The organism is Amycolatopsis tucumanensis (assembly GCF_021654135.1).
In the GTDB taxonomy this organism is placed as follows: domain Bacteria; phylum Actinomycetota; class Actinomycetes; order Mycobacteriales; family Pseudonocardiaceae; genus Amycolatopsis_E; species Amycolatopsis_E tucumanensis.
Window position 1 is genome coordinate 17,970 of the sequence record NZ_JAKGSD010000022.1, and the last position, 7,231, is coordinate 25,200.

Annotated in this window: 4 protein-coding genes; 2 read left to right on the plus strand and 2 right to left on the minus strand. The window is 71.3% G+C overall.

Annotated features, from left to right (window positions below):
• Positions 1-413 precede the first annotated feature (413 nt).
• Complete coding sequence (locus L2C96_RS21845; protein ID WP_237337542.1) at positions 414-1,745, minus strand: zinc-dependent metalloprotease; 1,332 nt, start codon at positions 1,743-1,745, stop codon at positions 414-416.
• Positions 1,746-1,861: 116 nt separating this feature from the next.
• On the opposite strand from L2C96_RS21845, the gene L2C96_RS21850 reads away from it, so the two are divergent.
• Entirely contained in the window at positions 1,862-3,007 is a 1,146-nt protein-coding gene (locus L2C96_RS21850; RefSeq protein WP_237337543.1) for a YlbL family protein, read from the plus strand.
• Between the two features lie 400 nt (positions 3,008-3,407).
• On the opposite strand, the gene L2C96_RS21855 is transcribed toward L2C96_RS21850, so the two are convergent.
• Entirely contained in the window at positions 3,408-3,956 is a 549-nt protein-coding gene (locus tag L2C96_RS21855; RefSeq protein ID WP_237337544.1) for a PPA1309 family protein, read from the minus strand.
• A gap of 164 nt (positions 3,957-4,120) precedes the next feature.
• Between L2C96_RS21855 and L2C96_RS21860 the strand changes: the two genes are divergently transcribed.
• Positions 4,121-7,093 carry a UPF0182 family protein gene (locus L2C96_RS21860; RefSeq protein WP_020417599.1) on the plus strand — a complete coding sequence of 991 codons (2,973 nt, stop codon included), beginning with the start codon at positions 4,121-4,123 and terminating at the stop codon, positions 7,091-7,093.
• The last annotated feature ends 138 nt before the right edge of the window (positions 7,094-7,231 follow it).

Below are 7,231 nucleotides of genomic sequence, written 5' to 3' on the forward strand. Positions count from 1 at the left end.
CAGGGTGGGGAGGACCGGGCGCGAGCAGGACCGTGAGCGTCGCGGCGGTGGGGGCGCCCGCCGTGGTGGGGTTGGAGCTCGCGAGGCGCAAGGTGGGGAAGACCGGGCACGAGCAGGACCGTCAGTGGGCGTTGCGACGGGGCAGTGCGGCCGGTTCCACGATGGTGGCGGCGTCGTGCCTCTTCCCGGCTGTGGCCGCGAATGCGACGGGTCTGGGCGTTGATGAGTGCGATGGGCTGCGCGGCGATGGTGGCAGCGCCGACCCCGATCGGCGGTGGCCCCGATCGGCGGTGGCCCCGATCGGCGGTGGCCTCAATCGGCGCTGGTTGCGAGCGCCGGAGGCCGCAGCCAAGCACGGCTGGGGCGGGGCTTGCCGCCGCGCCCCAGCCGGCTCGGTTGTGTGACCGCGGGGGTCAGTTGCCGGGCTCGTCGTCCTTGCCGGGGTCGCCCTTGTCCTCCGGCTTGGTGCGCTCCAGCTCGGCCATCGGGTCGTCCAGCTCGCCCGGCTTGCCCAGCCGCTCGGCGAACTCCAGCGGGTCGTCCAGGTCCTCAGCCGACGGCATCAGGTCCGGGTGCGACCACAGGCCGTCCCGCTTCTCGGCGCCGTGCCGGTCGCCCACGAGCTTCCACAGCGCGGACGCCGCCCGCATCCGCCGGGGCCGCAGCTCGAGCCCGACCAGCGTCGCGAACGTCTGCTCGGCCGGGCCGCCCGTCGCGCGGCGGCGGCGCAGCGTCTCACGCAGGGCGTCGGCCCCCGGGAGCCGGTCGCCGACCGCGTCGGCGACCACCACGTCCACCCAGCCCTCCACCAGGGCGAGCAGCGTCTCCAACCGGTTCAGCGCCGCCTGCTGCTCGGGCGTCGTCTGGGGCTCCAGCAGCCCCGAAGACAACGCCTCCTCGATGCTCGCCGGGTTCGACGGGTCGACCTGGCCGGCCAGCTGCTCCAGCGCCGAAGTGTCGACCTTGATGCCGTGCGCGAACTCCTCGACCGTCGCCAGCAGGCGCTGCCGCAGCCACGGCACGTGCGAGAACAGGCGCTGGTGCGCCGCCTCCCGTGCGGCCAGGAACACCAGGACCTCGCTGCTCGGCAGCTCCAGCCCCTCGGTGAACTTCTCGATGTTCGCGGGCAGCAGCGCCGACGTCCCCTCCGGACCCAGCGGCAGACCCACCTCGGTCGAGGTCAGCACCTCCGACGCGAGCTGCGCGAGCGCGTTGCCCAGCTGCGAGCCGAACGCCATGCCGCCCATCTGGCCGACCATCGACAGCAGCGGCCCGGCGGCCTGCTTCGCCTCGGCGGGGAGCGCCTCCACCCACGCGCCCGACACCTGCTGGGCCACCGGGTCGCACAGGCGCTGCCACGTCGGCAGCGTCTTCTGCACCCAGTCGCGCGGGGACCACGCCGCGGTCACCGACGCGCCCGCGGGCAGGATCGTCGCCGCGTCGAGCCACAGCTCCGCGAGGTGCCCGGCGTCCCGCACGGCGCTGTCGGCGTCGCCGCTCGAGGCGAAACCCATCGTGCCGCCGGCGCTTCCGCTGAGCTTCTGCAGTGCGATCTGTTTGGCGAGGTCGTAGTTCACCGGGCCCGACGAACTGCCGGCCTGGCTCAGCATCTGCCCGAGCTGGCTCAGCATCTGGCCGAGCTGGTTGAACGCGTCGGCGCCGGGCTGCTGGCCGCCCTCCGACGGCCCGTTGTCACCGGGCTTGTCGGGATCCGGGGGCCCGAAGCCGAACGGGAGATTGCTCATACCCCCACCGTACGCGGCCGGAGCAGCCGTGACCCCGCCAGAGGTGTCCGATTTCGCTCGGCGCGATCAAGGCCTGGTGATCGAGCGTGCGGGCCGGTCACCGTACGCTGTGGGCCGTGAGCGAGTCCCGCGACGACAGCACTGCTCCCGGCGCCGCGACCGGCACCAAACCCGACGACGGCGACCAGGCCCGCAACGGGCACCGCGCGACGCGGCCCCGCGAGCGCGCCGGCATGACCCGGCGCGGCTGGACCGTCGTGACCAGCGGTGTCCTCATCGTGGTGTTCGGGCTCATCGGCGCGTTCGTCCAGGTGCCCTACGTGGCGATCGGCCCCGGCCCGACCTACGACACGCTCGGCCAGGTCAACGGCGTCCAGGTGGTCGAGATCGACGGGCAGCAGACCTACCCGACCGCGGGCGAGCTGCGCATGACCACCGTCTCGCTCAACGACGAGATCAGCCTGTTCGGCGCGCTCGGGCTGTGGGTCAGCGGCCGGTACGCGCTCGCGCCGCGCGAGGAGTACTTCCGCCCCGGCGAGAGCGACGAGCAGGTCCAGCAGGAGAACGTCCAGCAGTTCCAGGACTCGCAGAGCAACGCCGAGGTCGCCGCGCTGCGCCACCTCGGGTTCCCGGTCAAGGTGCTCGCCCAGACGATCGTCGACAACACCCCGGCCAGCCGGGTCCTCGCCGCGGGCGACCGGCTGCTGTCGGTCAACGGCCGCACCATCACCAACGAGGACGACGTCACCGCGGCGCTCGCCGACACCACCCCGGGCCAGACCGTGCCGATCACCTTCCAGCACGGCACCGAGCCTCCCCGCACCGAGCAGATCACGCTCGCCGCGAACCCGGACCCGTCCAAGAAGCAGGGGTTCATGGGCCTGCAGCCCATCGACCGCGCTGACGTGCCCTTCGACGTGAAGATCTCGCTGCAGGACGTCGGCGGCCCCTCGGCCGGCCTGATGTTCGCGCTGGCGATCGTCGACCGGCTCACCCCGGGCGAGATGGTGGCAGGCGAGCACATCGCAGGCACGGGGGAGATCACCGAGAAGGGGCAGGTCGGGCCGATCGGCGGGATCTCGTTCAAGGTCGTCGCCGCGCGGGAGGCAGGCGCCACCGTGTTCCTCACGCCCGAGGCCAACTGTGCGGAAGCCTCCGCCGCGGCGCCGGACGGGCTGAAGCTGGTCAAGGTGACCGACCTGAACAGCGCGCTCTCGGCGCTGGACGCGCTCAAGGCGGGGCAGCCCACGCCGTCCTGCTGACCCGCGCCGGGGGTGTGAAGGCCGCGGCTCCGAGTGGGAGTGCCGGGACGCGTGCTTGGGCGTCGAGCGTGGGGACCCGGCGCCGAGCTGAGGGTGCTAGGCGGTGGGTGTGCGGCTCGGGTGCGCTCGGTGTGGGCCGCGGCGTGGCCGTGGGTGCGGCTCGGACGCCAGCCATGGGGCACGGCGTGGGCATGTGGCGCTGAGTGGGGAGCGCGCGGACCCGGGCGGTTGTCCGTGGGCACCGAGTGGTGGGACTCGCTGCGGGACCGCCCGGATTCGCGCGGTTGTCCGTGGGCGCCTCGCGTGGGGACCGGTGCGGGAGCGAAGGGCTCGTCGCACCGGGTGGAGGGACTCAAGACACCCGGTGTGGAGCGCGGCCCCACGCGGCCGGGCGCCGAGGTCAGGGGGCCAGCGTGGCCCGAAGCGCTTCCAGCAGGTTGGGCGCCAAGTCAGGGTGCTCGACGATCTCGTCGGTGGGCTCGGCGTCCTCCGCCTTCGTGTAGCCCCGCAGCCGCATGACGCAGGCTCCCGGGCCGTCCCTCAGCACGGCCGCCACCAGGCGCGCCTCCGTCCGGTCGGGGTGGTCCGCCGCGGCCTGCCGCAGTCGCTCCGCGTCGCCGGAGTCGGACAGCTCCGACTCGGCGCTCGGGGGCAGCACGATGATCTCCTGGGCCAGCGCGCAGCCGAGCACGACGTCCGGCCAGGCGATCCGCCCCAGCGCCTCCGCCAGGTCGCCCTCGGGCAGCGGCTCCTGCGCCACCGGGGTCAGCGCGCTCGACGGGTCGAGCTGCCCGGCCAGCTCCGGCTGCTCGCGGAGCAGCGACGCGGTCGGGACCAGCGCGAACAGCTGAGGAGCCTGGTCCCACCCGGCGGCGGCCACGAACTCCTCCACCTCACGGGCCAGCGCCGCGATGGCCGGACCGGTGGCGGGGTTGACTTCCGATGCCATCTCCTCATCGTGTCAGGTGCCCGCCGGACGTGTCCGATTCGGGCCGGTCGGGGAACCCGCGGCGGCCCTCCTAGAGTTAGGGGTTCAGGGGTGTCCTGCATTACGGGTCGCCCCGCCAGCGGACCAAGACAACAGGAGCGTGCGCAGTGGCCAGTCGGCCCCCAGTGAGCCTGCCGAAACTGTCCCGTCGCAGCCGGGTACTGCTGATCATCGCCGCGGTGATCGTCCTGGCGCTGCTACTCGGCGCGCGCCTGTTGGACACCTACGTCGACTGGCTGTGGTTCGGCGAGGTCGAAGCCCGCCAGGTCTTCAACACGATGGTCGTCACCCGCATCGTGTTGTTCTTCGCGATCGGGCTGCTGGTCGGCGGCTCGCTCGCGCTCAGCCTGTGGATCGCCTACCGCACGCGGCCGGTGTTCGTCCCGGTCTCCGGCGCCGACGACCCGCTGGCCCGCTACCGCTCGGCCGTGGTCGGCCGCATCCGGCTGTTCGGCATCGGCATCCCGCTGGTCACCGGCCTCATCGCGGGCGCGACCGGCGAGGGCGACTGGCAGCGCATCCAGCTGTTCCTGCACGGCACGAGCTTCGGCCAGACCGACCCCGAGTTCGGCAACGACATCGGCTTCTACGCCTTCACGCTGCCCTTCTACCAGTGGCTGCTCGGCTGGCTGTTCGTCGCGGTGACGATCTCGTTCATCGGCGCGCTCATCGCGCAGTACCTGTTCGGCGGCATCCGGCTCGCCGGCCGCGGCGGCCAGCTCGCCGGCTCGGCCCGCGTCCAGCTCGCCGTCACCGCGGGCCTGTTCGTGCTGCTGAAGGCCGTCGAGTACTACTTCGACCGCTACAACCTGCTGTTCTCCGACCGCAACGCCCCGCTGTTCTACGGCGCCACCTACACCGATCTGAACGCGGTGCTGCCCGCGAAGCTGATCCTGCTGTGCATCTCCGCGATCTGCGCCGTCGCGTTCTTCGCCGGCGCCTTCCTGCGCAACATCCAGCTGCCCGCGATCGCGCTGGTGCTGCTGATCCTGTCCGGCGTGCTGGTCGGCGTCGCCTGGCCGGCGATCCTCGAGCAGTTCTCGGTCAAGCCGAACGCCAACCAGAAGGAAGCGCTTTCCATCAGTCGCAACATGGAGGCAACGAAGTCCGCGTTCGGGCTCAACAACGTCCAGTACGAGGACTACACCGGCACCGGGCAGGCCACCGCGTCAGAGATCAGCGCGGACACCACGACGGTGCCGAACATCCGCCTGCTCGACCCGAACGTACTGGCGCCCACCTTCACCCAGCGGGTCGGCCGCGAGAACTTCTACGGCTTCCCGCAGAAGCTCGACATCGACCGCTACGAGATCGACGGCAGGCTGCAGGACTACGTGGTCGCCGCCCGTGAGATCAACACCGCCAACCTCACCGGCAACCAGACCAACTGGATCAACAAGCACATGGTCTACACGCACGGCAACGGGTTCGTGGCGGCTCCGGCCAACACGATCGACCGTGCGGTGAGCAGCGCCAACAGCGACGGCGGTTACCCGATCGCGGTCACCAGCGACACGCAGAACCCGACCGGCGCCGGCATCAACCCGGCCAACCCCACCGCGCCGGGCATCGCGGTCACCGAGCCGCGGATCTACTACGGCGAGCTCACCAACGACTACGCCATCGTCGGCGGCCAGGAAGGCCGGGCGCCCGGCGAGTACGACAGCGCCAGCAGCAGCAACTACCGCTACGACGGCACCGGCGGCGTGAACCTCGGCAACTGGTTCAACCGCCTCGCCTTCGCGGCCAAGTACGGCGAGCGGAACATCCTCTTCTCCGACGCCATCAGCGACGGCTCGAAGATCATGTACAACCGCGACCCGCGCCAGCGCGTCAGCAAGGTCGCGCCGTGGCTCACCGTCGACGGCGACCCGTACCCGGCGGTGGTCGACGGCAAGATCGTCTGGATCGTCGACGGCTACACCACGCTGAACAACTACCCGTACTCCCAGCAGACGCCGCTCGGCGCCGCCACCGAGGACACCCTCGCCGGCGTCGCCCGCCAGGCCAACAACAACATCAACTACATCCGCAACTCGGTGAAGGCGACCGTCGACGCGTTCAACGGCACCGTCACCCTCTACTCGGTCGACGACAAGGACCCGGTCCTCAAGGCCTGGGAGCAGGTCTTCCCGGGCCTGGTCAAGCCGGGCAGCGAGGTCAGCCCCGAGCTGCGGTCGCACTTCCGGTACCCGGAGGACCTGTTCAAGGTCCAGCGCGAACTCCTGACGAAGTACCACGTCACCGACCCGCAGGAGTTCTACACGACCAACACCTTCTGGAACGTGCCCCAGGACCCGACCCAGGAGGGCGGCACCAACCTGGACGCCTCCGGCCTGGCCAACCAGCCCGGCTACTACGTGCTGGCGCAGGCGCCGGGGCAGAGCGGCACGACGTTCCAGCTGACCAGCCCGCTCACCGCCCTGCAACGGCAGTACCTCGCGGCCTGGATGACGGTGTCCTCCGACCCGGACGACTACGGCGCCATCAAGGTCCTGCGGCTACCCACCACAGCGGCGGGCAACAGCCAGGTCGACGGCCCCGTCCAGGTCCAGAACAGGTTCCAGAGCGACTCCCGGTTCGCCCAGGAACGGACCCTGTTCAGCAACCAGAGTGTCACGGTGATCTTCGGCAACCTGATCACCCTGCCGGTCGGCGGCGGGTTCCTCTACGTCGAACCCGTCTACATCCAGCAACGCAACCAGAACAGCTACCCGCAGCTCGCCCGCGTGCTGGTGTCCTACGGGTCCAAGGTCGGGTTCGCGTCCACCCTCGCCGACGCGCTGAAACAGGTCTTCGGCGACCAGGCAGGCCAGGCGGCGACCTCGCCGACCCAGCAACAACCGACGACCAACACGCCGACACCGAGCACCACGCCGACGAACCCGCCGGCCACCGGCGGCACCGGCAGCAGCCCGGCCCTCGACCAGGCCGTCGCCGACATCCAGTCGGCGCTCGAACGGCTCCGGCAGGCCCAGCAGAGCGGCAACTTCGCCGCACAGGGCGAGGCCCTCGCCGCGCTCGACGCCGCCGCCCGCGCCTACGAGAACGCCAAGGCCGCCCAGACGACCTCGGCGCCTCCCCAGCCAGGCGGATGACCCACCCCACCGGGTGCCGGAGCTGCTTCCGGCACCCGGTGTGCACACCCCCGCAACCGAGGCGTAAACTCATTCTCACAACGCGGGGTGGAGCAGCTCGGTAGCTCGCTGGGCTCATAACCCAGAGGTCGCAGGTTC

Bases quoted from the DNA above. Each gene is read 5' to 3' on its own strand.
- L2C96_RS21855 (WP_237337544.1), bottom strand. From the start codon at position 3,956: ATGGCATCGGAAGTCAACCCCGCCACCGGTCCGGCCATCGCGGCGCTG.
- L2C96_RS21845 (WP_237337542.1), bottom strand. From the start codon at position 1,745: ATGAGCAATCTCCCGTTCGGCTTCGGGCCCCCGGATCCCGACAAGCCC.